Here is a 25,350-nt window from a genome sequence, read left to right on the forward strand (position 1 = left end):
ACCTCATGTCAGACGTCGTCGTCGTGGGTGCGGGCATCGTCGGCTCCTCCGTGGCCTACCACCTGGCACGCCGTGGCGTCCCGGTCACTTTGTTCGAGCAAGAACCCACGGCGGCCGCCGGAGTCACGGGAGCCTCCTTCGCCTGGATCGGAGGCTCGGTGGGCGAGTGGCCCGGCGGCGCGCTGGACCTGCGTGAGTACGTCGTGGCGGACTACCGACGCCTCGAGGCCGAACTGCCCCAGGTCACCCTCCGCAGGACCGGCTCCCTGTCGTGGGCCGCCGCACCGCCTGACGACGCACGGCTGCGACCCGGCCAGACGCGCGTCGGGCGCGGTGACATCGCCTGCCTGGAACCGAACCTGCGCGACCCACCCGACCGGGCCGTCCACACCCCGAGCGACGCGGGCGTCGACCCCAGGGCCTTGACCCGGGCATTGGTGTCCGCCGCGGAGGCCCACGGAGCAACCGTCCTCCGCGAAACCGCCGTCACGTCCTTGCACCTGGTCGACGGGCGCGTCGGGGGAGTGGTGTCGTCGAGAGGACTCCACACCGCCACCACCGTCGTCCTCACGGCCGGGACCAACGTCCCAGGACTCTGCCAGCCGCTGGCCATCGACCTCCCCATCGCCGCATCCCCGGCCACCCTGGTGCGGGTGTCGGCACCGCCCGGCCTGGTCAAGACCATCGTGGACAGCCCAGGTCTGGAGGTCCGAGAGAGCAGGGACGGCGAACTCCTGCTGCCCGTGGGCCCGGGCGAAGGCGGCGCGACACCGATGGAGCAGACCGCGCAAGCCGCACTACAACGCCTGAAGAGGGCCTTCCACGGAAGCGACCAGTGCCGCTTGCTGGACTACCGCACCAGCAGCCGCCCCATGCCCGCGCCCGGCCCCCTCATCGGCTACGCGACACCCGATCGATCCCTCTACGTCGCCGTCATGCACTCCGCCATCACCCTGGCGCCCACGGCCGGACGGCTCGTCGCGGAAGAACTCGTGACGGGCAGGCCGTCCCCCGAGCTACGGCGTTGCCGCCCGCGCGTCGGGCCGAGTGCGGCGTGAGGTGTCCCGGCGCGCACCGAGTCGTACGGCCGGTTCACGCAGCCGGCCGACGCCCACGCCCCGCCCGCCGAGAACCGCGTTCACCGCGTACGCGCCGTACGAGGTCGTCGGCGGCCTCCGGCCAGTCGGCGTGGTCGAAGGCGAAGCCCGCCTCGCGCAGTCGGCCGGGGACCACGCGACGGCTCTTCAGGAGCAGCTCGGTGTCCGAGCGCAGCGCGAACGCGCCGAGCTCGGCCATCCACTTGGTCGCGGGCAGGCCCACAGGGACGCCCCACGCGGTGCGCAGCGCGCGCATGAACGCGCGGTGCGGCAGGGGCTCGGGTGCGGCGAGATTCACCGGACCCGCGATGTCGTCCCGGTCGATCAGGAACTCGACCGCACGGACGAAGTCGGCGGCGTGGATCCAGGACACGTACTGCGCGCCACCCGCGACAGGGCCGCCGAGCCCGAGCCGTGCCAGTCGCAGCAGGACGTCGAAGACGCCGCCGGGGTCGGGGCTCATGACCATGGCGGATCGCAGGGCGACCTTGCGCGTGTGCGGGGTTTCGGCCCGCTCCTGTGCCTGCTCCCAGTTCTTGGCTATCTCGACGCTGTAGGCCCAGTAGCCCGGCACACCGGGTTCTCCACCGCCGATCACGCCGGTCGCCTCGTCGTGGGGCGCGTCGAAGCGGTGGGCGTAGATGGTGGCCGTACTCATCTGAAGCCAGATGCGAGGAGGCCGGGAGGCGGCTGCGATCGCCTCGCCCACCACCTCGGCGGAGTGGACGCGCGAGTCCATCATGGCCCGCAGGTTCGTCGCCGTGTAGCGGCAACTGACGCTGCGTCCGGCCAGGTTGATCACGACGTCGCTGCCGTCCAGCGTCTCCACCCACGGTCCCGTGGTCCTGCCGTCCCAGCGGATTTCGCGTTCACCTTGCGGCCGTCTGGTGAGTACCACGACCTCATGGCCCGCGGCGGTCAGAGCGCGGTTCAGGACCGCACCCACCTGACCGGTTCCTCCGGGTATCACGATCTTCATCGGGTTCCTCTCCGCTGTCGTCGTACCGTAGGCCCGTGGGTAACGTATGCGCTCGCGCGGTGGCCTCCTGCGCACGTCACCGGATCCTGAGCGCCCTCCCGCACTGGCAGGGCTGCTTCCTCCGCAATCGGCCTTGACGGACCCGGCCAGCTCGCCGCAAGCGCCCAGGCCCGGGCCCTCCGCACCGGCCGGGACAGGACTTGCGCGCCCCGATCGGGGACCATCGGCCGCCCGATCGGGAGTGCGGGCGGGTGTTCCATGGTGGGTGGAGCAGTGATGACACCGGCCCGTGTTCGGAGGTCCCCGCCGTGATCGAGGAGAGGCGCAGCTTCTGCACCCTGTGCAAGTCGCGGTGCGGGGCCATCTACACCGTGACGGACGGCCGCATCACCGACGTACGGCCCGATCCGGAGCATCCGACCGGCGCGGCGATGTGCCCAAAAGGGAAGTCGGCGCCCGAGATCGCACACAGCACGCGGCGGCTGACGACGCCCCTGCGGCGCACGAACCCCAAGTCGCACCCCGACCCGGGCTGGCGGCCCATCTCCTGGGACGAGGCGCTCGACGAGATCGCCGAGCGGATGCGCGAGATCGCGGCGGAGAGCGGCCCCGAGGCGGTCGCCTTCGCGGTGGCCACCCCGAGCGGCACCATGGTGTCCGACGCGACCGAGTGGATCGAACGGTTCATCCGCCTCTTCGGCAGCCCGAACACGGTGTACAGCGCCGAGATCTGCAACTGGCACAAGGACTTCGCGCACGCCTTCACCTTCGGCACCCCGCTTCCCCCGCCGGACTACGCGCACGCCGACCTCGCCCTGCTGTGGGGCTTCAACCCGGCCAAGACCTGGCTCTCCCAGTCCGCCGCCGTCTCCGCCGCACAGGCGCGCGGCATGCGGCTCGCCGTCGTCGACCCGCGCCGGTCCACCAGCGCGCTGCGCGCCGACCACTGGCTGCGCGTGAGGCCGGGCACGGACGCCGCACTCGCCCTCGGCCTCGCCCACCTCCTGATCGAGAACGGTTCGTACGACGAGGAGTTCGTGCGCACGTGGACTAACGGCCCCCTGCTGGTGCGCCGCGACAACGGACGCTTCCTGCGGGCCGACGAACTGGCCGCCGAGACCCAGGGGTTCGTCGTCTGGGACGAGGCGGACGACGGGCCACGGGCCTACGACACCCACGCGGCGGCCCGGTCGCCCGAACGGTTCGCGCTCCGCGGCGCCCACCGCGTGCGCACCCTGCGCGGCTCCGTGCTCTGCGAACCCGCCTTCGAAAGGTACGCGCGGGCCTGCGCCGAGTGGCCCGCCGAGCGCGTCGCGCACACGACATGGATCCCCGAGCCGGAGATCCGGGCGCTCGCCGAGGAGATCGGCGCCGCCCGCTCGGTGACGTACTACGGCTGGACCGGCGTCGGCCAGAGCGCCAACGCCGCCCAGACCGAGCGCGCGCTGGCCACGCTGTACGCCTTGACCGGGTCCTACGACACGGAAGGCGGCAACCACCTGGTGCCCCCGCCGCCCTACAACCCGGCCACCTGGGCCGGCCAGCTCGCGCCCGAGCAGCGCGCCAAGGCGCTCGGTATCGACAAGCACCCGCTCGGCCCGCCTGCCTCCGGCTACGTCAACGCGGGCGACCTGTGCCGCGCCATCGAGACCCAAGAGCCGTACGCGGTGAGGGCGTTGATCGGATTCGGCTCCAACCTCGTGGTGGCGCAGCCCGACTCCGACCGCGTCGCACGGGCACTGCGCTCCCTCGAGTTCCAGGTGCACCTGGACCTGTTCGCCAACCCGACCAGCACCACCGCGGACATCGTGCTGCCGGTGAACAGCGCCTACGAGCACGAGGCACTGCGCTTCGGCTTCGAGATCGACCACCGGGCCCAGGAGCACACCCAGTTGCGGCCGCGCCTGACGGAACCGGTCGGCACGTCACGCTCCGACACCGAGGTCGTCTTCGACCTGGCGTGCCGCCTGGGGATGGGCGAGGAGTTCTTCGGCGGTGACGTCGAGGCCGCCTGGAACTGGCAGTTGGAGCCGCTCGGCCTGACCGTGGGCGAGTTGCGCGGGAGGCCGGGCGGGGTGCGGGTGCCGCGCCCCCGCGCGTTGCGGAAGTACGCCCGGCGCACGGGCGAGCCCGCGGCGCCCGGCGGCGAGGCCGTGGCCGGTTTCGGCACGCCCACCCGCAGGGTCGAGCTCTACTCGGAGCGCCTGTGGGAACACGGCCACCCGGCCGTCCCCGAGCACCGTTCGCCGGTCGAGCCCGACGCGGCCTTCCCGCTCGTCCTCACCTGCGCCAAGCACGGCCACTTCGTCCACAGCCAGCACCGGTCCCTCACCACGCTGCGCCGCCGCTCGCCCGACCCCTGCGTGGACATGAGCCCCGAGGCGGCGGCGGCGCGAGGCATCAGCGAGGGACAGTGGGTGGAACTGTCCACGCGCCTCGGCGGCATCCGCCTGCGGGCCCGCTTCGACGGCTCGCTGCACCCGTCGGTGGTGGTCAGCGAGTACGGCTGGTGGCAGGACGCCCCCGACCTGGCCCTGCCCGGCGCGGACCCGGTGAGCGGGGAGGGCAGCAACCTCAACCGTCTGATCGGCTATGAGGGAAGCGACCCGCTGAGCGGTTCGGTGCCGCTGCGCGCCTCGGTGTGCGAGATCCGGCCACTGCCCTCCGACGGCACCTGGAGCGGCACCCGCCCCTTCACGGTCACCGCCGTGGGCGCCGAGGGAAGCGGCGTACGCACCCTGCGTCTGGAGCCCGCCGACGGCGGACCGCTGCCGGACTACCGGCCGGGCCAGCACGTGACGGTGCACGCCGAGGACGCCTCCGGCGCGGCACGGCATCCCTCGCTCGGCCGCAGCTACTCGCTCACCGGCCCGGCGACCGCACCCGCCCGTACCTCCTACGACCTGGCCGTCCGGCATGTCCCCGACGGATCCTTCTCCACGTACGTCCACGAGGAACTGAGGGCCGGCAGCCGACTGCACCTGTCCGCGCCGGGCGGCACCTTCCGCATCCCCTCGGACACCGCCACCCCCGTGGTGCTGCTCGCGGGAGGCATCGGCGTCACCCCCTTCATGAGCTATCTGGAGACGCTCGCCGCGAGCGGAGGCACGGTCCCCGAGGTGGTCCTGCACCACGGCAACACCAACTCCGCCGATCACCCCTTCCGTACCCGCCTGCACGAACTGCGGGGTCGGGTAAGGGCGTTGAGGATCATCGACCACTACACCGCCCCCGGCGCGGACGACGTACTCGGCCGGGACCACGAACGCCGCGGCTTCATCACCGCCGATGACATCGACCCCGAACTGATCGCCCGCCGCGCCCGCTTCTACCTGTGCGGACCGCTGCCGATGCTCGACGCGCTCACCGAGGGGCTGCGGGCCCGCGGTGTACCGCGCTTCGAGATCTTCAGCGAGCGCTTCCGCTCCGCACCCCGGGAGGTCGATGTCCCGGACGACGCCGAGTTCGCGGTGCGCTTCGCCCGTTCCGGACGCTCCGTCACCTGGCGTACGACGGACGGCAGCCTGCTCGAACTCGGCGAACGCGCGGGTGTGTCCCTGCCGAGCGGATGCCGCGTCGGACAGTGCGAGAGCTGCGCCTGCACCGTGCTCACCGGCCGGGCCACCTCGCTCGTGCGCGTACCTGACGACCTGCCGGAGGAGACCGTCCTGACCTGCCAGTCGGTCCCGGCCTCCGACCTCGTCCTGGACGCCTGATACCGGATACGCGATGCCTGACGCCGGTCAGGAGTGGAACGCCAGGTAAGGGGCCACCAGCAGGAGCATGGCGATCAAGGCCGTCTTGAGCCGCTGTGCGGGCACGCGACGGGCGATCTTCCAGCCGATGAGTACGCCGATCAGTTCGGGCACACCGATGAGCGCGGCCAGCGGCCAGTTCACGTCGCCGCCGAGCAGATAACCGACCGTACCGAGCGAGGCGATCACCACGGACTGGGCCTGTGCCACGGCGAGCGCGGGCAGGACGGGGAGCCCGCACAGGATGAGGAGGGGAACGGAGAGCATCGGGCCGCCGAGCCCGAAGAGCCCCGCGGCGGTCGAGACCACCAGGCCCAGCGGCGCGGCGAGTCGGGCGGGCAGCCGCACGGGTGCGGTCCCGTCGTCCCCGGCACGCCGGACACGCCGCTCGCGGATCCACGTCAGGAGCGCGGTGACGGTCACCGCCGCGGCGAGCAGCACGCCGAACGCCCGGCCCTCGACCGCTCTGTTGAGCAGGACCCCCAGGGGCGTGCCCACCAGGGCCGTGGCGCAGAGGAGGAGAGCGGCGCGCCGGGTCGCCGGGTCGCGGAGTTGGCCGGAGCGTACGTACGCGGCGGTGCCCAGGGCCCCGGTCGCGACGTGCGTGGCGATGGCGGTACCGGCCACGGTGGCGGGGGACAGGCCGGTGAACAGGAACATGCCGATGGTGGGCAGCACGCCGCCGGGCCCGACCGCGGTGATGCCGATGCCGCCCGCCAGGCCGAAGAGGGCCAGGAGAACCGCCGTGGACGTGTCCACCTGAAAGGCCGCGTTCATCGGGGCCCCCGGTGCAGGGACGTGCTCAGCGTCAACCGGTCGGCGCGGACGCGCAGTGACTCGGCGTCGACCGGGCGCCCGTCGGGCAGGTGCGTGAGCCGGTCGATGGCGAAGAGCGGCGCGCCGTCCCGGATGCCGAGCAGGTCGGCCGAGTCACGGTCGGCGGTGATGGCGTGCACGGTGACGTCGGCGTAGCCCAGAGGACCGCCGATGACCTCCTCGATGAGGTCGAACACGTCGCGCCCGGCGAGATCGCGCTCCAGCAGGGGCGTTCCGATGTCCGGGGCGAGCCATGTCGTATCGACCGAGAGCGGTTCGCCGTCGAGCCGTCGCAGCCGCTCCAGGTGGACGGCCGGGCTGGTGTCGGGCAGGCGAAGGCGTTCGAGCGCGGAGCGGGGAGGCGCGGGCACGAGGCGCGCGACGCGCACCTCGTTGCGGACCGCGCCGTAGCCGTTCAGCGTCTCGGCGAGGCCGGTGAGACGGTCGAGTCCATGGCCGTACTTCGCGGTCACCACGCGGGTGCCCACCCCGCGCCGTCGGGTGATCAGTCCCTCGGCCCGCAGGAGGTCGAGTGCCGCGCGGACCGCGTTGCGCGAGCCGTCCAGGCTCCGGGCCAGCGCGTGCTCCTCGGGCAGTCGGCCGTCCTCGAAGGCGCCGCCGATGATCTGCTGGCGCAGCAGGTCGGCGAGCCTGCGGGCGCGCTGCGCACGCGAGTCTGAGGACGTGCCGGTCGCCCGTGGCGGTTCTCCCGCGCCGCCCCACCCCACGTCGCCCCCGGTCGCCTCCTGGCCCATGGCTCCACCGCCTCCTCGTCGCGGGCCGTGACCGGCCCCGGATTCGGCGGCGACGCTACTGCCCCATCATTTCGCCGGAGTTACGCCACCCGATGTGACCTGCGAAAACGCCTGACCTGGCGGAACGTCCAAGCGCGGGGCGGCAACGCCAGGGTCGTTCCCCTCGGACGCGAAGGCGCGCAGCAGATCGGCGGCGACGCTCACGGCGATGGTGGCGGGATCCTTCCCGGTGATGGCGGCAAGCCCGATCGGGGTCTTGATCCGGTTGATGGTGGCCTCGTCATGACCGCCCTCGGTGGCGAGGCGCTTGCGGAACCGCCCCCACTTGGCCGCCGACCCGATCAGCCCGATCGAGCCGAGTCGCGTGGTGCGCAAGGCGGCGTCGCAGAGAGCGGCGTCCTCGGCGTGGTCATGGGTCATGATCAGGACGTGGGTGCCGTGCGGCAGCTGGTCGAGAACCTCCTCGGGCAGCAGTGGCGTGTGATGCGTGTGGACCTGCGCCACCGCGTCCGCCAGCACGTCGAGCCGCTTCTCGGCGAGCATCTCGGAGCGGCTGTCGATCAGATGGAGGTCGAGGTCCTGACGGGCGAGGATGCGCGCCAGTTCGAGACCGACGTGCCCGACGCCGAAGACCGCGACCGCCCGTACCACCGGCAGCGGTTCGAGCAGCACCGACACCGTGCCGCCGCAGCACTGCACTCCATGACGGTTGGTCACTTTGTCGTTGAGGGCGAAGTCGAGCAGCTCCGGCTCCGGCTCGGCCGCGCCGATCATCTCCCGGGCCCGGTCGATCGCGACGGCCTCGACGTTGCCGCCGCCGATCGAGCCCCACGTCTCGCTGAGCCCCACGACGAGCTTCGCACCGGCCTCGCGCGGCGCATGGCCGCGCACGGTCGCGACGGTCACCAGGACGCCGGGCTCCCGGCGTGCCCGCAACCGCGCGACCGCGGCGACCCACGTCATGTCAGGCACCGCTCAACGCTTCCGCGCCGGGGTGCGCCGTACCGTCCACAGCAGGCCCGCGCAGCCCGTTGCCGGAGGGGCTGACCGCGGCAACTCCCTCGCGTGCGTGACCGTTCGATGAGGCGTCGCCCTCACGCGCGGCCTGCACCGCCCAGAACACCGCCTCCGGCGTCGCGGGCGAGGCCAGGTCGACGGCGACACCGCTCGGCCCGAACGCCGCGGCGGCCTGCCGCAACGCTTCGCGCACCGAGAACGCCAGCATCAGCGGGGGCTCGCCGACCGCCTTGGACCCGTACACCGCGCCCTCTTCCGAGGCGTTCTCCAGCAGCGTGACGTGGAACTCCTCGGGCATCTCCGAGAAGCTCGGCAGCTTGTACGTGCTCGCGGCCTGGGTGAGCAGACGCCCTCGGCCCGCACCGTCACCGGCGTCCCAGCGCAGGTCCTCCAGGGTCAGCCAGCCCGCGCCCTGCACGAAGCCGCCCTCGACCTGACCGATGTCGATCAGCGGGGACAGGCTGTCGCCGACGTCGTGCACGATGTCAACGCGCCGGATGCGGTACGCGCCCGTGAAGCCATCCACCTCCACCTCGGCCGCCGCGGCGCCGTGGGCGAAGTACTTGAACGGCGTACCCCGGAACGTCTTCGCGTCCCAGTGCAGCCCCTCCGTCCGGTAGAACCCGGCCGCCGACAGCTGAACCCGCTGGAAGTACGCGGTGCGCACCAGGTCGTCCCAGGCCAGCTCGGTGTCGTTGCCCAGGGCGCGCGCGACGCCCTCGACGATGCGTACGTCCGAGGCGCTCGACCCCAGTTGGGTGGCGGCCACCTGCAGGAGCCGCTCGCGCAGCTGCTCGCAGGCGTTCTTCACCGCCGCGCCGTTGAGGTCCGCGCCGGCGCTCGCGGCGGTGGCGGAGGTGTTGGGCACCTTGTCGGTCCGTGTCGGGGCGAGGCGCACCTTGTGCAGCGGGATGCCCAGGGTGGTCGCGGCCACCTGCAGCATCTTGGTGTGCAGACCCTGCCCCATCTCGGTGCCGCCGTGGTTGATCAGGACCGAGCCGTCCTTGTAGATCAGGACGAGCGCGCCGCCCTGGTTGAAGGCGGTGAGGTTGAAGGAGATGCCGAACTTGAGGCCGGTGACCGCGAGCGCCCGCTTGGTGTGCGGATGCGCGGAGTTGAACGCGGCGATCTCCCGCCGGCGCTCGGCGACGCCGCCGTTCTCCTTGACCTGCTGCCAGACGGCGGCGATCCGCTCGGGCTGGACGACCTGCTGGCCGTACGGCGTCGACTGGCCCCGCTGGTAGAAGTTCCGCTCCCGCAGCTCCATCGGGTCGAGGCCGAGCAGGGGCGCGCACCGGCCCATGATGTCCTCGATCACCAGCATGCCCTGCGGGCCGCCGAAGCCGCGGAAGGCGGTGTTGGACACCTTGTTGGTCCTGGCGATGCGGCCGGTGACGCGGGCGTTGGGAATCCAGTAGGTGTTGTCGATGTGGCACAGGGCGCGGGCCACCACCGGCTCGGACAGATCCAGGCTCCAGCCGCCGTCCGCGGTCAGCGTGGCGTCCAGGGCCCGGATGCGTCCGTCGGCGTCGAAGCCGATCCGCCACTCGGCGTGGAACCCGTGCCGCTTGCCGGACATGGTCAGGTCCTGGGTCCGGTTGAGGCGCAGCCGGACCGGGCGTCCGGTGAGCCTGGCACCGAGCGCCGCGACGGCCGCGAAGCCGTGCGGCTGCATCTCCTTGCCCCCGAAACCGCCGCCCATCCGCAGGCACTGCACGGTCACCTCGTGACTGTGCAGACCAAGGACGTGGGCGACGATCTCCTGGGTCTCCGAGGGGTGTTGGGTGCTGCTCTGCACGAACACCTGGCCGCTCTCGTCGATGTGGGCGAGCGCCGCGTGCGTCTCCAGGTAGAAGTGTTCCTGGTCGGAGAAGTGGATCTCGCCGGTGAACACGTGCGCGGAGTCGGCGAGTCCGGCGTCGACATCACCGCTCAGCATCACGGGCCTCGCCCCGTGGAAGCTGTCGGCCGCCATCGCGTCCTGCAACGTGATCAGTGAGGGCAGCTCGTCGAGCTCCACCTCCACGGCCGCCGCACCGAGCCGGGCGGCCTCCAGGGTCTCGCCGAGCACCCAGGCGACCGCGTGGCCGTGGAACATGACCTCGTCGGGGAACAGCGGCTCGTCGTGCTTCATCCCCGCGTCGTTGACGCCGGGCACGTCGGCACCGGTCAGCACGCGGACCACACCGGGTACGGCGAGCGCGGGCTCGGTGCGCAGCGCGGTGATCCGGCCGTGGGCCCGCATCACCTGGACCGGGTAGGCGTGCAGCACGTCCTTGGTGCGGGCGACCAGGTCGTCGGTGTAGAGCGCGGCGCCGGTGACGTGCAGGGTGGCACTCTCGTGCGGCATCGAGACACCGACGACCGGCTTCTCGGGGCGCTGGGACAGCTGACTCATGACGACACCGCCTCGGTGGTCCGTACGTGCAGTTTCCGCAGGCTCTGGCCGAGCATCGCGGATCGGTACAGGGCGCTCGCGCGATGATCGTCCATCGGCGTGCCCTCGCCCCGCAGCACCCGGGCCGCGTTCTCCACAGTCTGCGCCGACCACGGCTCGCCTTCCAGGACGGCCTCGGTGGCGAGGGCGCGGATCGGGGTCGCGGCCACGCCGCCCAGGCCGATCCGCGCCTTGCGTACGATCCCGTCCTCGATGTCGAGCGCGAGCGCGACCGCCACGCTGGAGATGTCGTCGAAGCGGCGCTTGGCGATCTTGTGGAAGGCCGTGACCCGCGACAACGGCAGGGGGAAGCGCACCGCGCGGATCAGTTCGCCGGGACGGCGCACGCTCTGCCGGTATCCGGTGAAGTACTCCGCGAGCGGGACCTCGCGCTCACCGTCGGCGTCGGCGAGCACGACCGACGCCTCCAGGGCCAGGAGCACCGGGGGAGTGTCACCGATGGGCGAGCCGGTGCCCAGATTGCCGCCGAGGGTCGCGCCGTTGCGGATGAGCCGGGAGGCGAACTGCGGGAAGAGCTCCGCGAGGAGCGGGACGCTGCCGTCGAGGCGGCGCTCGATCTCGGTGAGCGTCAGCGCCGCCCCGATCTCGATGGAGTCGGACTCCACACGCAGCCCCCGCAGTTCGGGCAGCCGGTCGACGGCGAGCACGCAACGCGCGCGTCGCGAGCGGATGTTGACCTCCACGCCCCAGTCCGTGGACCCGGCGACCACGACGGCGTTGGGCCGCTCGCGCAGCAACTCCAGCGTTTCGGCGAGAGTGTTCTTGCGCAGGAACGTGCTGTCGTCCCGGGTGTACTCGGTGGCGACCGGCGCGGGCGGGGACTGCTCGCGACGCTGTGCCAGAGGATCCTCGTCGGTGGGCATGCCGACGGCGAACGCGGCGTCGCGGATCGGGCGATAGCCGGTGCAGCGGCAGAGGTTGCCGCTCAACGCGTGCAGATCGAAACCGTTCGGACCGTGCTCAGCATCGGTCGACCCCGTGGAGTCGGCCGGATCCGTGTGCGCGCAGCGGCCGGGCCGGTAGTACTCGGCGGCCATGCTGCAGACGAATCCCGGTGTGCAGTAACCGCATTGGGAGCCGCCGCGTACGGCCATCTCCTCCTGCACCGGATGCAGGGAAGGCGGCGAGCCGGGCCGGTCGACGGTGGCGAGGCCCTCGGACGTGACGACCTCCTGCCCGTCGAGCGCCGCGACCGGAACCAGGCAGGAGTTGACCGCCACCCAGTCGGTGGGCTTGTCCACCCCGGGGCGGGCCACCAGGACCGAGCAGGCGCCGCACTCACCCTCGGCGCAGCCCTCCTTCGTGCCGGTGAGGCCGCGCCCGCGCAGGAAGTCCAGCACCGTGGCGTGCGGCGCGGCCGGTGCGATCGGTGTTTCGGTCCCGTTGACCGTGATCCGTGCCGCCGTCATGACGGGATTCCGCTGCGGCGCGCGTTCGGTCGGTGCGTCATGTTTGCCAATGTCAGGGAGCTTTCTGTGTGCGGACGCGCCGGACCGAAGGGGCAGGGGCCGACGCGGCCGAAGAAGCGGGCGCGAAACGGCACGCGACAGCGGCGTACCGGAAGAGAAGAGACCGGAAGAGGAGAGAAGAGAAAAAGGGGCGGGAAGCCCCGGAATGTGCCACTACGGCACAAACGTGTGCGGCCAGGCACATCGGAACGGCGTGCTCAGCACCCGTACGTATTCAGCAGCCGTGCGCGATCCGACCAGGAACCCAGGCCGTGCACTGGGCGAGGCGACCGAGATCAGAGCTGGTGTACATCCGCTGGTCGCCTCCTTTCGCTGGTCATGGGTCGGCGACTACCGAAAAGTAGTGGCCGGGGCCACGCAGGTCAAGGGATCGGACGGGTTCGTCCCTCCAGAGGTCTTGACAACTCGATTGGTCTGGACCAACTATGCGCACAGCAGCGGTGGCCACCGTCGTTCACATCCGCCCTTCACCTCTTCCTGGAGGCTCCCCGTGGACCGTGTACGTCAGGGCAGACCCGGCGTTCGCCGGAGATTCGGCGCGGCGCTGGCCGTCGGTGCGGCGGCCGCGCTCGCCGTCACCGGGCTCGCCGCTCCCGCGCAGTCGGCGGACGTCGAAGCGGCGGCCGCCCAAGCGGACGTCAACGTCGCCAAGAACGCCGGGTTCGAGTCGGACCTGAGCAACTGGACCTGCACCGCGAACAGCGGCGCCGCCGTCACGTCCCCCGTGCACGGCGGCACGAAGGCACTCAAGGCCACCCCGGCGGGCCAGGACACCGCCGAGTGTTCCCAGATCGTCAAGGTCAAGCCCAACTCGACGTACAAGCTGAGCAGTTGGGTGCAGGGCAGCTACGCCTACCTCGGTGCCCGGGGCACCGGAACCACCGACGTGTCGACCTGGACGCCGGGCACCTCCGCCTGGCAGCAGCTCTCCACCAGCTTCACCACCGGCGCGAACACCACGTCGGTCACCGTGTACACGCACGGCTGGTACGGGCAGAGCGCGTACTACGTGGACGACGTGAGCGTCCTCGGTCCCGACGGGGGCGGCGGCACCGACCCGGTGGAGATCCCGGCCGTGCCGACCGGACTCGCGGCGGGCACGACGACGTCCACGTCGGTGGACCTGTCCTGGACCCCGGTGTCCACGGCCACCGGGTACACCGTCTACCGCGACGGCACGAAGGTCGCCTCCTCCAGCGGCGCCGCCACGACGATCACCGGCCTCACGCCGGAGACCACGTACAGCTTCCAGGTGAGCGCGTCCAACGCGGCGGGTGAGTCCGCCAAGTCGACGGCGGTGTCCGCGCGGACCGGGAAGGGCGGTGGCGGGGACGGCGGCACCGTGCCCAAGCACGCGCTGACCGGTTACTGGCAGAACTTCAACAACGGCGCGACCGTGCAGAAGCTGCGGGACGTGTCGTCGCAGTACGACATCATCGCCGTCTCCTTCGCCGACGCCACCACCACACCGGGGCAGATCACCTTCAACCTGGACCCGGCCGTCGGCTACCCCTCCACCGCCGACTTCAAGGCGGACATCGCCGCGAAGCACGCGGCGGGCAAGTCCGTGATCCTCTCGGTCGGCGGCGAGAAGGGCACCATCTCGGTCAACAGCGACGCCTCCGCGACGGCCTTCGCGAACAGTGCCTACGCGCTGATGCAGGAGTACGGCTTCGACGGCGTCGACATCGACCTGGAGAACGGCCTCAACCCCACCTACATGACCAAGGCGCTGCGCCAGCTCGCCGCGAAGGCGGGCTCGAAGCTGGTACTCACGATGGCACCGCAGACCATCGACATGCAGTCCACCTCCGGTGGCTACTTCCAGACGGCGCTGAACGTCAAGGACATCCTCACGGTCGTCAACATGCAGTACTACAACAGCGGTTCGATGCTGGGCTGCGACGGCAAGGTCTACAGCCAGGGCAGCGTGGACTTCCTCACCTCGCTCGCCTGCATCCAGCTGGAGGGCGGCCTCGACCCCTCCCAGGTCGGCATCGGCGTCCCGGCGTCGACTCGCGCCGCGGGCAGCGGCTACGTGGCCCCCTCGGTCGTGAACAACGCCCTCGACTGCCTGACCCGCGGCACCGGCTGCGGCTCCTTCAAGCCGTCGAAGACGTACCCGTCCCTGCGCGGCGCGATGACGTGGTCCACGAACTGGGACGCGACAGCGGGCAGCACGTGGTCGAACTCCGTCGGCCCGAAGGTGCATAGCCTTCCGTAGCGAACGGTCTGACGAGGCGGGGCGAACCGACAACGGCTCGCCCCGCCTCGCCCAACAGGATGGGGGAAGGCGTGACGAAGCAGAGGCGCACGGAGAACGGGCTGAGCTGGATAGCCGGTGACCACAGGCCCGGTTTCACGCTCACGCTCAGCGAGGGATTCTCTCCGTACGAGCTGCTGCGCGGCGTCGGCGCCGATGAACGTCACATCGTCCCGCTGACCAACGCCGCGGCGTACGAACTGTTGCTCAGGGACCAGGAGGACCACATCAGTGACCTCGACTTCCTGGACTGGGAGGACGAAGAGGCGGTTGCCCGGCTGACGAACGGGGGCTTTCTGCCCGATCCGCCGGACACCATCGTCCGTGCGGGCTCGGTGACGGGCTGGGCTTACGCGTTGGAGGAGTTCCACTGCCATACAGGGGGCTACATCGCGGAGCTGTCCGAGCGGGGCCGCGCCTTCTGCGTGCATCGCAACGGCAAGGGCTTCAGCCGCGTCGACTATGCCCTGCACGGCGAGGTGGTGACGTCCTTCGAACTGGGTCTGCCACCCCTGACGAACGGCGCCGAAGCCGATCCTGTGCTTCGCTTCGTGCACAGCGGTGACGCGATCGACGACGTCTCCTTCCTGCGCTTCCTGGAAGGCGAACTCGGCCTCTACATCCCTTGGGAGGAGACGGAGGCGGAGCTCGCGTCGGCCGCGTTCGACAACGGTTAACCCCCCACCAGCGCCCCCCGCGTGCGACGGCGCGCCCGGCTCCGTACCCCGTACGTGGTGATCGGCGCACCCCGAGCGGCGACACCACGTGCGCCTTCGCCCCGCGCGCTCCACCTGCGCATACGGTGGGCCTCCTCGCGAAGACAAGCAGGAGAGCGCGTGAAGATCGATTGTGTCGGCGGAGGGCCTGCCTCTCTGTATCTGGCCGTCCTCGCCAAGCTCCAGGACCCGGCCCACGAGGTCACGGTCCACGAGCGGCACTCGGCCGGTACCACCTACGGCTGGGGCGTGACGTACTGGCCCGACCTCCTCAGGGAGCTGCGGGCCCACGACCCCGAATCCGCGCGGCTCATCGAGGAGCGGTCCGTGTCCTGGCAGGGCGGATTCGCCTACGTCGGCGACCGGACCACCGCGCACGACGGCGACCCCGGGCACGCCATCGGCCGCCACCGGCTGCGGACCGTCCTGGCCGACCGGGCCCGGTCGCTGGGGGTGCGCATCGAGTTCGGCAAGGAGATCGGCAGCAGCGCCGAGCTGCCGGACGCGGACCTCGTCGTCGCCGGGGACGGGGCCCACAGCAGGCTCCGCACGGAACACGCCGAACGGTTCGGCACGCGCGTGACCACGGGCGCCAACCGCTTCATCTGGCTCGGCACGAGCCGGGTCCTCACGGCGTTCACCTTCGCCTTCGCCGAGACCGAGCACGGCTGGATCTGGTGCTACGCCTACGGCTTCAGCCCCGAACGCAGCACCTGCGTCGTGGAGTGCTCCGCCACGACCTGGGCGGGACTGGGATTCGACCGCCTCGACCACGACGCGTCCCTGCGCCTGCTGGAGAAACTCTTCGCGGACCTGCTCGACGGCCACGAACTCCTCGGCCGTACGGACATCGAGAGCCACGCCCAGTGGCAGACCTTCCCGACGGTCACCAACGCGGCCTGGTCGTACGGCAATCTCACCCTGATCGGCGACGCCGCCCACACCACGCACTACTCCATCGGCGCCGGCACCACCCTCGCCCTGCGTGACGCGATGGGCCTGGCCCGCGCGTTGCGCTCCGCCACCGCGCCCGCGCGGCTCCCCGCGGCACTCGCCGCGTACGAGAGGGACCGCAAGCAGGCCCTCCTCTCGGTGCAGAGCGCCGCACGACACAGCGCCCAGTGGTACGAGAACCTGCCCCGGTACATGGGTCTTGAGCCCCACCAGATGTTCGCCCTGCTCGGCCAGCGCCACTCGCCCCTGCTGCCCTACGTGCCGCCGCAGCTCTACTTCCACCTGGACCAGGCCGTCGGCCGCCTCCAGGCCCTGCGCTGGCTCAAGCAGCGGCTCGGGCCACGCCTGGCCCGCACCCTGCAGAGCCGGCAAGGGGCCGCCGACAAGGGGGCGTAGCAGGGAGAGGTCAGACCGTGCCCGGCGGCACCGGCAACGCGTTGATCGTGGCGGTGCGGACCGTCGTCGCGACGCATTCCGGGTCGAGACCGCTGTTGAACTGCGGAACCGAGTTGATCATCGAGAAGACCGTCATCGGCCACTACCCGGACCTGCCGAACCGCGAGTACGACGTTGTGGGATTCCTGCCGATGGCCCACGTGGCACCGGCCAGGACGCCCTGCGTTCGGCGCGGCCGACGGCACTGCTCTGGCCACCGCGGTTCTCCGAGAAGATCGCGGGCGAGCTGATCGCACGGACGAAGACCTGGCCGCGACCGCGCCGATAAGCCTGGACGGCTGGTTCCACACCGGTGACCTGGTGGAGTACACCACCCACGACGACATCCGGATCATCGGCAGGAAGAAGGACGTGATCATCACCCGCGGCGACAAGACGATCAACCCCCAGCCCATCGAAGCCCGGTTGAAGGAGAGCGCGCTGATCCATGACGCGCGCGATCGTCGTCGGCGAAACGCGCAAGTACCTCACCGTCCTCCTTGAGCCCAGCACCACCGCGAACGCCCTGTCGGCGCAGGCGCGGGCCGAACGCCTGCGAGCCGAGGTCGACCGAGTCAACGCCGACCTCGCGCGCGCGGAGCAGCTCAAGCACTTCCGGGGCCTGCCGCGTCCCTTACGGGCCGAGCGCGGCGAGCGGACCGCGAACGGCAAGATCAAACGCGCTGACGTCGTGAGGTCGTTCGACGTACCGGCCGGGCCGGGGGCGCGCACCGCCCCCGGCCCGCCACACGGTCACACCGAAGTTGCCGCCCTGAGATCGATCACCGTACGCAACTTGCCGCTGCCCGCGGTGCGTTCGAGGTCCCGGCCATCGACGACCTCGACCGCGCAGGTCAGCAGCTCTTCATCGGTGACCGCCGCACCGAGCTCCGGGATCGCGGAGAGGAACGCGGCACGTGCCCGCTCGGGATCGGAGGCGTACTCCGCGTCCAGGCGTACGGTCAGCTGCTCGCGGGCGGTTCCCGCGCTCAGGACCAACTGGAGTTCGCCGCGGTAGCCCAGCTGTTCCTGCGCGGCCTCCACGAAGCGGCGGTAGTGGTAGAAGTACGTGCCGACGCGCACCACGTCGCCGTAGCGGCCCAGGAGTTCGATGCGCGGGGCGTGGCTGCCGCACGGGCAGACGCCGTCCACCGTGCGGCCCAGGTCGCCGATCTGGTAGCGCTCCAGGCGCTGGCTGGAGCGGGTGCGGCTGGTGAAGACCAGGCGGCCCGGCTGTCCGGGGGAGACCGGCCTGTCCTCCTGCGGGTCCAGGATCTCCAGGGTGTGCAGGTCGGTCAGGACGTGGTGCACCGAGCCCTCGGCGTGGGTGCACTGGTAGCCGAGCGGTCCCAGGTCCGTACTGCCGTAGGAGGCGGAGCGGATCACCTCCACGCCGAAGGTGTCGGTGAGGATCCGGCGCTGCTCGGGGGTGAAGTGTTCGCCGCCGTAGAAGACCTTGCGGATCCCGCCGTAGGAGCGGAGCAGTTCGCTCTGGGAGTGGAAGAGCTGCCAGAGGTAGGAAGGCATGCCGAAGACCGTGTCGGCCCGGTGGGTCACCAGGGCCTCGGCGACGGCGGCGTGGTCGGCGCCCGCGGCCACGGGGATCTGGGTCGCGTTCAGCCGCTCAAGGATGGAGAAGAAGCTGATGAACCCGCCGTACATGCTGCCGCAGTAGAAGAGGTTGGCGGCGCGGTCGCGAGCCGGATCGAAGCCCGCGGCGAGCAGGCCGTGCGCCGCGGCCCGCATCTGGGTGTCGTAGTCGTTGTTGGTGAACACCGAGAGCGCAGGGGCGCCCGTGGTGCCGCCGCTGCGGAAGTACAACTGGGCGTGTTCGGGCGCCAGAGAGGTCAACTGCCGCTGCACGTCCGCCTTGTCGAGGAGGGGGCCGGTCGGCGGGGCGGGGATGGGGGCGGCCTCGACGAGGTCGTCCAGACAGCCCGTCGTCCGGAAGGTGTCGTCGGCCTGGACGCTGACCCGACGGCTGTAGCGCTGGAGCGCGTACACGCCGTCGTGCGGCTCTCCGTCGTAGCTGTCCAGCATCGCGCCGACCGGGGTGACGCGCAGGGTGCCCGCCGTCAGCAGGGCGCGGGAGAGCCGGGCGATGTCGGCGCGGCCGCCCCCGACGGCGGCGGTCTGGAGGTAGCGGCGCATCGGCCGCAGCGTGGCGGCGATGTCCCTGGCGGGCAGCGGCTTGACCCAGATGCTGCGGTGCAGCGGCGACGCGGTGAGCGCGGGCCGGGTGTCGGCCAGGACGCGCCAGGTGCCGTCCTCGGCGGCGACGACCTTGGTCAGGCCGAGGTGTTGCTCGAGGCGGGCGAGCAGCTCGGTGGTGGTGATCTCGGCCTGCTCGGCGGCGTCCAGGGCCGGGCCAGGACGGTTCCCGGCAGCGAGCGCGGCCGCGGTGGCCTCGGCGAGGAAGGGCGCGAAGCCCTCGGCGAATGCGAAGACCTCATCGGCGTCCTCGGTGTCCAGGTAGACCACCTGCGGGCTGGAGCACGCCTGCTGGTCCAACCGGCACACGTCGGCGGCCAGGGCGGCCATCGTCACCGGGTCCTGCCACGCCTCGCGCGTCAGATAGGCGAAGGAGATCTTGTGCCCCCACTCGATCAACCGGCAGCCGGGCGGCGCGAGTTCGGCGACCGAGGCGACCGCGTCCTCGCCGCCCCACACGGCTATCGCGTCCGCGGGCGCGCACATGAGTCCCAGCCATTCCCGGCGGGCGGAAGGGAAGCGCAGGGCCACGATGCGGCGGGCGAGCGCCCCTGTGGGATCGGCGGCCGCCAGTTCGGCCAGCAGGTGCAGCGCGAACGGGGTGTCACCGCTGCTGGTCTTCAGGACGTTGACGTTCCCGGCCAGCAGACCTTCGACGACGCTTAGCGGGGCGACCGCCGCCGCGTTGCCGGGGGCGATGTGCGCCAGCAGGCCGACGGGGGCCCAGGCCTCGAAGACGGTCTCCCGCGCGTCGGGCCGGGTCAGCCGCCCGGGTGTGATGCCGCCAAGCTCGCGTCGCAGCTTGCGTTCAAGGGCGGCCCTGGCGAGCGCGGCAGACAGCTCGGTGAGCGTCGCTTCTGCCTCCGCCAAGTCACCGTTGGAAGCCGCGAGTTGACCGGCGAGTCGGTCCCGTACGGAATTCCCGGCCTCTCCCAGTGCGGCGCTGAGCGTGTCACAGGCGCTCAGTACGGTCTCGGTCGGCAGCGGTTCGGCGAGTACCTGCTCGACCAGGCCGGGGAGATCAGTCAAGCGGTCAGCGGCCTCGGCATCGCCGATGAACTCGCCCTGCCAGTAGTGGAGTTGGCTGGTCACGTCGGCGTTCGCTTCCCTGCTCTTCGTCGTCTCGATGGTCGTCACGGCGCTCATGCGCGTCCCTTCAAAAGCTCGGCCGCGGCCACCGCGCAGCTGCGGTTGCGGCTCACCCCGGCGCGCCCGTGGACGGTGAACCACGGCGTGGGCAGCGGGCAGCCGCACTCCTCGGCGGGGTGCAGCGAGGCGAGGTCGCCCATCACGACGCTCTGCGCCGGCACGGAGGTGATGTACGGCGAGACCAGGTGCAGGAAGCCGCGCTCCCCGTACCCCAGCGGCCGCAGGGTACGGGTGTCGCGCACCGCGGCCCGCGACCACACGGGCACGTGCAACCGGTGCTCGGCACACTCGATGTAGGGCACGCAGTGCTCCACCGAGCCGAAGGTGTCCCGGATCCGGTCAGGGGCGACACCGAGGAGCTCGGTGACCCGTGCGTAGAACTCCGCCTTGCCGATCTGCCGGTCGGCATGCCCCTTCCAGCCGCCGCCGAGGACGACCAGGGACCCCGCGGGCAGGTGGATCGGCGGCAGGCCCTGGGCGCGCATCCGCTCCAGGGTGAAGTGCAGGAACGCGGGGAAGCCGAGGATGCGGACCGGCAGGCCCTCCTCCGCGTACTGCCGCAGGGCCCTGATGCAGCCGTGCACGTCGAACTCGTGGCCTTCGCCGGTGTGACGCAGCGCGTGGGTCACCCCCTTGGCCGGGGCGAAGTCGCACAGGTAGTTGTCGGTGAAGGACGTGCCGAGCTTCATGCTCGGGGCCGGTTCGTAGCTGTAGAGGAGGTAGTTGACGGGCTGGTCGGGGGTGATCCAGCCGTAGTGGTCGAAGATTCGGGCCACCATGCGCTGCGCGGCGCGGATGGTCCACTCGTCGAAGAACATCTGCGACTTCTGGCCGGTGGTGCCGGAGGAGGTCAGATGGAGGAAGACGTCGTCGCGGGGGACGGAGAGCACCTCGTGACGCTTGAAGAAGTTGGCATGGATGAGCGGGGTGCGCACGTCCGTGCCCACCGTCGGCGCCGGGTCCTCCGGCCTGTCGGCGAGCAGCGAGCGGAAGAACGGCGAACGGGCCGCGTGCCAGTCGTTCGTCTCGGCCATGGCGGCCGCGAACAGCGCGTCGGTGTCCGGCCCTTGGGCGTACGGCTCGGACACGTCGCACAGCCGCTGGACCTGCGAGAGCGCCAGCGGATCAGGGACCTGGACAGGAGCGAGATACGTGTGGGGTGGCGTGGTGTCGATGCTCACAGGGCAACCTCGTGACGGGGCAGGTAGGTGGCGGTCCAAGCCGTCAAGTAGGCGCTCACATAAGGCTGGAGCGGCCCGCCGACGGCGAGGGACCGGAAGTCGATCTGACGACTCGTGCGGGAGAGCACGACGTAGTCGTGACAGCGCTCGCCGATGCGGCGCATGGCCGGGTAGACGGCGCTGGGGACGAAGCCCGCGGCCAGGAAGGCGCTCAGGCTCGCGGTGTCGGACAACGGAAGGAGCGTCTCGACGTAGTCGGCGCCCGCCCGGGAGACCGTAGCCATCAAGGGCTCCAGGGCATGGGTGACCGCCGCCGGATAGGGGTGCACCGCGACCAGCGCACAGCTCCCGGCGACCGGATCGAGATCCACGTACGCCTCGAACGCGCCGTCCGGCGGCACCAGCACGGCGTTGGGCGCGTGCAGCGGGTAGTAGCGGCTCGCCGGATCGGGAAAGAGCTCCAGAAAACGACGGCGTACGAAGCCGGGCGCGCTGACCACTTCGAGGTCCGCGGTCGGCGGCGCGGCCGGACCCTCGGGACGCGCCGAGCCCAGGGTGTCCGAGGGCAGCACCGCGCCGTAGGGGACGCCGGTGCTGTGCTCGGCGGCGGCAAGGAGCGGGCCGAGCGCGGAAGGCGCCCGGGAGACCGTCTCGCGCCGGGGGAGCACCCCGTCGGCGAAGCGTGCGAAGAGACCGAGGCTCTCGCAGCCCGCCACCTCGGCGGCGTTGGGCAGCAGGCCGAGCGGCCTGAACCCGTTGCGGACCACGACGTGCTGGGGCCCCTCGGTGACCATCCGTACCGTGGCGTACACCGAGTCCAGACGACCGTCGTCGAAGGCCGCGCCGCACACCGCGCCGGTCAGCCGCCCCGCGAGTCCGCCGCGGCGGCGCTCCGGATGGACCGCGAGCCCGACGAGCTTGCCGATGCGGCTGCCGGGGTCGGTCTGCACGACCGCCGACCCCGCGAGCTCCCCGCTCCCGTGCAGTCGAGCGGTGAGCCAGTGGGTGTGCGGGTCGGTGATCAACCGGCGCATCACCGCGGGGTCGCTGCCCAGCGGCACCGGATACCCGTGGCCGTACACGTCGAAGTACAACTGGCGCAGTTCCGCGATGTCCTGGAGCGCCGCGGGGGCGATGGTGACGGTCATCGGGCAACTCCCAGGGAGGCGGCGTCGGCGTGCGTGTCCTCGGCGGAGGCGTACGGCGGGCCCACCTGATCCGCGATGTGCTGAGGGCCCGTCAGGGGCGCCCCCGCGTCCCCGTCCTCCGAGGCCACGCGCCCACCTCGGCCGAGGAGGAACAGCGCCACGGCGACCGGCGCCAGACCCACCCCCTGGACCAGACACAGCCAGCGCGCCTCCAGATGGTCGCCGAGCACCCCGAAGACCAGGGACGACAGCGGGAAGGTGGCGCCGAGGACGGCCTGCATCACCGCGAAGAACCCGGGCTTGTCGGCGGCCGGGACCGACCGCTGGAACAGGGCGACGAAGCGTACGCCGATCACCCCGACGCACCAGCCCGCCAGGAGCAGCGACACCAGGGCCACGGCCAGGCCCGGCGCCAGGCCGGGCATCCCCAGCGCGAGCGCCATCAGCGCCAGACAGGTCCCGCCGACGGCGGTGGGAGAGCCGGGCAGGCGCCCTCCGGTGAAGGACCCGAGCAGGGTCCCGACGCCCAAGGCCGCCTCCAGCGCGGCGACGGTCGATCCCTGTCCGTGCAGCACCGAGCGGGTGTAGAGGGGCATCACGACGTACACGGCCGTGGTGAAGACGTTCGCCGCGGCGAAGCAGAGCAACACCATCCGGATGAAGGGGAGGTCGGCCAGGATCTGTCGCAGCGTACGGTGCCGCGGCACATCCCCCGGGGCGTGCGCGGCGGGACCGGCGGCGGTCCGCGGGAAGCGGGCGGCCGCGACGAGCGCCGCTGCGACGAGGTAGGCGCCCGCGCACCCGGCGACGATGCCCGCCAGGTCCCAGGCGTCGACGAGGAGCGGGCCGAGGAGCCCACCGGCCAGACCGGCCAGGGACTGCGTGGCGAGTTCGAAACCGGTCGCCGCCTCGATGTCGGCGTCCTCGACCAGTTCGGGGACCGAGGTGGTCAGGCACGGGTCGAAGAGGGCCTGGCAGCCCGCGAGGAGGAGGGCCGCGCCGTAGATCACGCCGGTGGGCGGCTGTGCCGCGTACGTCCAGGTGGCGGTCGCCGCGGCGGCGAGCCCTGCCACCGCCGCCGCACCGGCCAGGACACTGCGGTGCGGACAGCGGGCGACGACTCGGGCGACCAGCGGGACGAGGGCCACCGCGGGCAGCGTGGAGACCGCGAGGAAGGCCCCGGAGGCCAGGCCCCTGTCCGTGTCCGCGGCCTGGCTGACCAGCCACCACACCACGCCGACCTGGAACATCCGGGCCGCCGCCTGGGTGAGGACCTGAGCGGTCCAGACCGCGCCGAAGGCGGGGTTGCGCAGCACGAGCGGGAGTTGCTCGCGGTTTCTCGGCCCGGTCGCGATGTCGGGCGGCGTCATGACCCCAGCCGTTCGTCCACGACGCGGATGAGCTTGCCCGAGCGTGCGTTGACGGCCAGTTCGCCGTGGCGCACCCACTCCACCGACAGCGGGTGGATGTGCCCGGCGCCGACCGCGTCGGCGAACGAGGGCCGGTCGGCCAGGAGTTGCTTGCGCATCGTGTCGGCGAGGTCGCGGAGCCCGGCCGGGTCCCCGTCGCTCGCCAGGCGCAGCCGCAGGGCGTCCCGCCCCTCCCAGTGGCGCACCACCAGCTGCACGCCGGTCACCCGCCCCGCGACGTCGGCGGCTCGGACGAGGTCCTGCACGTCCTGGGTGTAGAGGGAGACGGGCCCGACACGGACGCCCTCCTGGGAACGGCCCAGGATGCGGAAGTGCCCGGGACCGGCGCCGGTCCACTCGGCCCGGTCGCCCGCCGGATAGCGCAGTACGGGCATCAGCCGTCGCCGCAGGTCAGTGACCACGACCTTGCCCGGCACCCCGGCCTCGGTGATCGGCTCGCCGCTCTCCTCGTCGAGGATCTCCACCACGGTGTACGGCGTGAAGGCGCGGTGCACGCGTGGGTCGGACCCCGGCACGGCGCAGCCCAGCAGCCCCGCGTCGACGCTGGCGTAACCCACCGAGCGGGGGCGGGCGTTGGGGAACGCGCGGGCGAGCAGCGGCTCTTGATCCCGGTAGAGGCTCTCCCCGCCGAACAGGAGCAGCTCTACGAGCGGAAGCTGCCGCCCGGCGGCGACGAGGTGGTCGGCCAGGGCGCACAGCGTGGTCGGGGTCCCGGCGACCACCTCCACGTCGAACTCCTCCAGGGTGCGCACCGTCGACTCCAGGGGCGCGGCGCCGCCGATCGGCAGGCGCACGTTGGAGACGGGGGAGCGGTGCAGGGAGTCGAGGATGAAGGTGAAGCTGGCGTACAGCTCTCCGGCGTAGAACAGGTCCGCGACCCGGTGCCCGGGGCGCAGCCCGGATTCGAGGAGCCCGGCGCCGAAAGCGCCGGTGAACTCCCGCCATTCCTCACGGGTGTAGAAGGAGAACTTCGGGGAGCCGGTCGTGCCGCCGCTCTTGAAGACGACGGCCTCGTCCAGCGGACCGGTCAGAAGCCGATTGTCGCGCGGCGTGTTGGCCCGCCAGAACTCGGCCTGGGGAACGACCGGGAGTTGTGTGAGTTCGGTTACACGATCCGGGACTTCGGCATAGAGTTCGGCGTAGAAAGGGGACTGGCTGCGGACGAAACGTATGAGTTCCGTTAATGGTTGAACGGGCATCAATTCCTGCTTTGCGGCATACGAAGGCGGCGAAATCCCCTACGGGGGAGGTCGCCTGGGTGGTCGATGTGGCATCCGTCTACCGGGCCTGCCTGGGGCTCCCACCCTGAGCGGCCCACCGGAACTACGGAGTGCGACCACGACATTACCGCACCGCGAACGCCTTGATTTCCCGCCCAGGGGATCCTTCGTCGCGGAACCGAAATCTTCCGGCCAACGTGAGAGGGGCGCCCCGAAGCGAGGGCCAGCGACTTTCTCTGTGGCCCCGGGTTGACGACGAGTCGCTCGCGATTGGCTAATTCGGCTGGAAACTATTCG

Annotated in this window: 18 protein-coding genes and 1 pseudogene; 7 read left to right on the forward strand and 12 right to left on the reverse strand. The window is 71.5% G+C overall.

Annotation, left to right across the window (positions count from 1 at the left end):
- Positions 1-5: 5 nt before the first annotated feature.
- Positions 6-1,058, forward strand: a complete 1,053-nt coding sequence (locus tag KY5_RS40930) for an NAD(P)/FAD-dependent oxidoreductase (RefSeq protein ID WP_098246939.1) — start codon at positions 6-8, stop codon at positions 1,056-1,058.
- Positions 1,059-1,092: 34 nt separating this feature from the next.
- Here KY5_RS40930 and KY5_RS40935 read toward each other — a convergent pair whose 3' ends face one another.
- Positions 1,093-2,076, reverse strand: coding sequence for a TIGR01777 family oxidoreductase (locus tag KY5_RS40935; RefSeq protein ID WP_098246940.1), 984 nt, complete (start codon positions 2,074-2,076; stop codon positions 1,093-1,095).
- A gap of 308 nt (positions 2,077-2,384) precedes the next feature.
- On the opposite strand from KY5_RS40935, the gene KY5_RS40940 reads away from it, so the two are divergent.
- On the forward strand, positions 2,385-5,792 hold the full coding sequence (locus tag KY5_RS40940) for a molybdopterin-dependent oxidoreductase (RefSeq protein WP_234363124.1): 3,408 nt from the start codon (positions 2,385-2,387) through the stop codon (positions 5,790-5,792).
- A 27-nt stretch (positions 5,793-5,819) separates the two neighbouring features.
- Here the strand turns inward: KY5_RS40940 and KY5_RS40945 are convergent, their stop codons facing one another.
- From KY5_RS40945 to KY5_RS40965, 5 genes are all read right to left on the reverse strand, one after another.
- The gene (locus tag KY5_RS40945; RefSeq protein ID WP_098246941.1) at positions 5,820-6,608 is read right to left on the reverse strand and encodes a sulfite exporter TauE/SafE family protein; all 789 of its coding nucleotides are present in this window, start codon (positions 6,606-6,608) and stop codon (positions 5,820-5,822) included.
- The gene (locus tag KY5_RS40950; protein WP_098246942.1) at positions 6,605-7,402 is read right to left on the reverse strand and encodes a GntR family transcriptional regulator; all 798 of its coding nucleotides are present in this window, start codon (positions 7,400-7,402) and stop codon (positions 6,605-6,607) included. The genes KY5_RS40945 and KY5_RS40950 overlap by 4 nt, the downstream gene beginning before the upstream one ends.
- A gap of 66 nt (positions 7,403-7,468) precedes the next feature.
- A complete protein-coding gene (gene xdhC, locus KY5_RS40955; protein WP_098246943.1) occupies positions 7,469-8,365 on the reverse strand; it encodes a xanthine dehydrogenase accessory protein XdhC in 897 nt (298 codons plus the stop codon).
- 1 nt (position 8,366) lies between these two features.
- Positions 8,367-10,817 carry a xanthine dehydrogenase molybdopterin binding subunit gene (gene xdhB, locus KY5_RS40960; protein ID WP_234363125.1) on the reverse strand — a complete coding sequence of 817 codons (2,451 nt, stop codon included), beginning with the start codon at positions 10,815-10,817 and terminating at the stop codon, positions 8,367-8,369.
- Positions 10,814-12,286, reverse strand: coding sequence for a xanthine dehydrogenase small subunit (locus KY5_RS40965; protein ID WP_098246944.1), 1,473 nt, complete (start codon positions 12,284-12,286; stop codon positions 10,814-10,816). The genes xdhB and KY5_RS40965 overlap by 4 nt, the downstream gene beginning before the upstream one ends.
- Before the next feature lie 550 nt (positions 12,287-12,836).
- Between KY5_RS40965 and KY5_RS40970 the strand changes: the two genes are divergently transcribed.
- From KY5_RS40970 to KY5_RS40980, 3 genes are all read left to right on the forward strand, one after another.
- A complete protein-coding gene (locus tag KY5_RS40970) occupies positions 12,837-14,570 on the forward strand; it encodes a chitinase (protein WP_324965831.1) in 1,734 nt (577 codons plus the stop codon).
- A 71-nt stretch (positions 14,571-14,641) separates the two neighbouring features.
- On the forward strand, positions 14,642-15,286 hold the full coding sequence (locus KY5_RS40975) for a DUF6461 domain-containing protein (protein ID WP_098246945.1): 645 nt from the start codon (positions 14,642-14,644) through the stop codon (positions 15,284-15,286).
- A 159-nt stretch (positions 15,287-15,445) separates the two neighbouring features.
- The gene (locus tag KY5_RS40980) at positions 15,446-16,675 is read left to right on the forward strand and encodes an FAD-dependent monooxygenase (protein ID WP_098246946.1); all 1,230 of its coding nucleotides are present in this window, start codon (positions 15,446-15,448) and stop codon (positions 16,673-16,675) included.
- A 10-nt stretch (positions 16,676-16,685) separates the two neighbouring features.
- Here KY5_RS40980 and KY5_RS43010 read toward each other — a convergent pair whose 3' ends face one another.
- Positions 16,686-16,811: a hypothetical protein gene (locus tag KY5_RS43010; protein WP_267894316.1), complete on the reverse strand. Its 126-nt coding sequence runs from the start codon at positions 16,809-16,811 to the stop codon at positions 16,686-16,688.
- Between the two features lie 224 nt (positions 16,812-17,035).
- On the opposite strand from KY5_RS43010, the gene KY5_RS43165 reads away from it, so the two are divergent.
- Positions 17,036-17,218 (forward strand): hypothetical protein, encoded by a 183-nt coding sequence (locus tag KY5_RS43165; protein WP_098246947.1) that lies wholly within the window; start codon positions 17,036-17,038, stop codon positions 17,216-17,218.
- Positions 17,163-17,357 (forward strand): annotated as a pseudogene (locus tag KY5_RS43345) (hypothetical protein); the annotation flags it as partial. The gene KY5_RS43165 and the pseudogene KY5_RS43345, both read left to right, overlap by 56 nt.
- 110 nt (positions 17,358-17,467) lie before the next feature.
- Here KY5_RS43345 and KY5_RS40990 read toward each other — a convergent pair.
- Genes KY5_RS40990 through KY5_RS41010 form a run of 5 tightly spaced genes read right to left on the reverse strand, consistent with a single transcriptional unit; the run spans position 17,468 to position 25,032 of the window.
- Positions 17,468-20,071 (reverse strand): acyl-CoA reductase, encoded by a 2,604-nt coding sequence (locus KY5_RS40990; RefSeq protein ID WP_098246948.1) that lies wholly within the window; start codon positions 20,069-20,071, stop codon positions 17,468-17,470.
- Positions 20,068-21,255 (reverse strand): acyl-protein synthase, encoded by a 1,188-nt coding sequence (locus tag KY5_RS40995; protein WP_234363126.1) that lies wholly within the window; start codon positions 21,253-21,255, stop codon positions 20,068-20,070. The genes KY5_RS40990 and KY5_RS40995 overlap by 4 nt, the downstream gene beginning before the upstream one ends.
- Positions 21,252-22,403, reverse strand: a complete 1,152-nt coding sequence (locus tag KY5_RS41000; RefSeq protein WP_098246949.1) for a GNAT family N-acetyltransferase — start codon at positions 22,401-22,403, stop codon at positions 21,252-21,254. Before KY5_RS41000 ends, KY5_RS40995 begins: the two co-directional genes overlap by 4 nt.
- A complete protein-coding gene (locus tag KY5_RS41005) occupies positions 22,400-23,773 on the reverse strand; it encodes an MFS transporter (protein WP_098246950.1) in 1,374 nt (457 codons plus the stop codon). The genes KY5_RS41000 and KY5_RS41005 overlap by 4 nt, the downstream gene beginning before the upstream one ends.
- Positions 23,770-25,032, reverse strand: a complete 1,263-nt coding sequence (locus tag KY5_RS41010; protein WP_098246951.1) for a phenylacetate--CoA ligase family protein — start codon at positions 25,030-25,032, stop codon at positions 23,770-23,772. Before KY5_RS41010 ends, KY5_RS41005 begins: the two co-directional genes overlap by 4 nt.
- Positions 25,033-25,350 lie beyond the last annotated feature (318 nt).

This window comes from Streptomyces formicae (assembly GCF_002556545.1).
GTDB classification, from domain to species: domain Bacteria; phylum Actinomycetota; class Actinomycetes; order Streptomycetales; family Streptomycetaceae; genus Streptomyces; species Streptomyces formicae_A.